Genomic DNA, 786 nt, shown 5'->3' with positions numbered 1-786 from the left:
GTCCACTTGACCGCCGTAGATCGTCTGGGTGACCTCGCTGGACAAGACGTCCGGGGACGGGCGGGGTGGTACGCCTCAGGCGGCCGGATCCGACTCCGTGGACCCCTGGGCAGCGGGGCCTGGGCACACCGTCGCCTCGAACGAGCCGCCGGCCTGGGCCGCGCCGTCCGTGCACGATCAGCGGACGGTCACGTCGATGCCCTCCGCGGGGCAGTTCGCCGAGCCGCCGGGTCCGCCCAACCCGTTCGCGCCGCCGGGCCCCTCGTCCGCCGACCCCTTCGCGCCGCCGGGTCCCACGTACGCCGACCCCTTCGCGGCGCCGTACGTCGCGCACGGCGAGCCCGTGCCTCCGCCGCCGATGTCGCCCGACGGTCCTGGGCAGGTCCCGTACGGCTATCCGGCGCCCGGCCCCGGCTATTACGGCTGGCCCGGGATGCAGCCCATGCCGAGCAACGGCATGGGGACGGCCGGTCTGGTCCTCGGGATCATCTCCGCGGCGATCTTCTGCCTGTGGCCGCTCGCCATCATCCTGGGCGTGCTGGCGTTGATCTTCGGCGCGATCGGTCGCGCCAAGGCGCGGCGGGGCGAGGCGACGAACCCCGGCCAGGCTCTGGCCGGGATGATCTGCGGCGCGGCGGGCACGGTCCTCGGTTTCGGGATGCTGGCACTGGTGATCGCGACGGGCGTATAGCGGCAAGCCCCGGTTTTCCTCGCCCCCGCCGCCCCTACCCGTCCCATCCTTCTGGGGCTCCGCCCCAGACCCCGCTCCTCAAACGCCGGAGGGGC

Annotated in this window: 1 protein-coding gene; it reads left to right on the top strand. The window is 74.0% G+C overall.

Annotation, left to right across the window (positions count from 1 at the left end; genetic code table 11):
• Nucleotides 1-28 precede the first annotated feature (28 nt).
• The gene (locus EAO75_RS48065; protein WP_261989704.1) at nt 29-691 is read left to right on the top strand and encodes a DUF4190 domain-containing protein; all 663 of its coding nucleotides are present in this window, start codon (nt 29-31) and stop codon (nt 689-691) included.
• Nucleotides 692-786: the final 95 nt, after the last annotated feature.

The organism is Streptomyces sp. UW30 (assembly GCF_008042075.1).
In the GTDB taxonomy this organism is placed as follows: Bacteria; Actinomycetota; Actinomycetes; order Streptomycetales; family Streptomycetaceae; genus Streptomyces.
The sequence above is the reverse complement of the archived record's forward strand: the minus strand, read 5'-3'. Positions and strand labels throughout refer to the sequence as shown.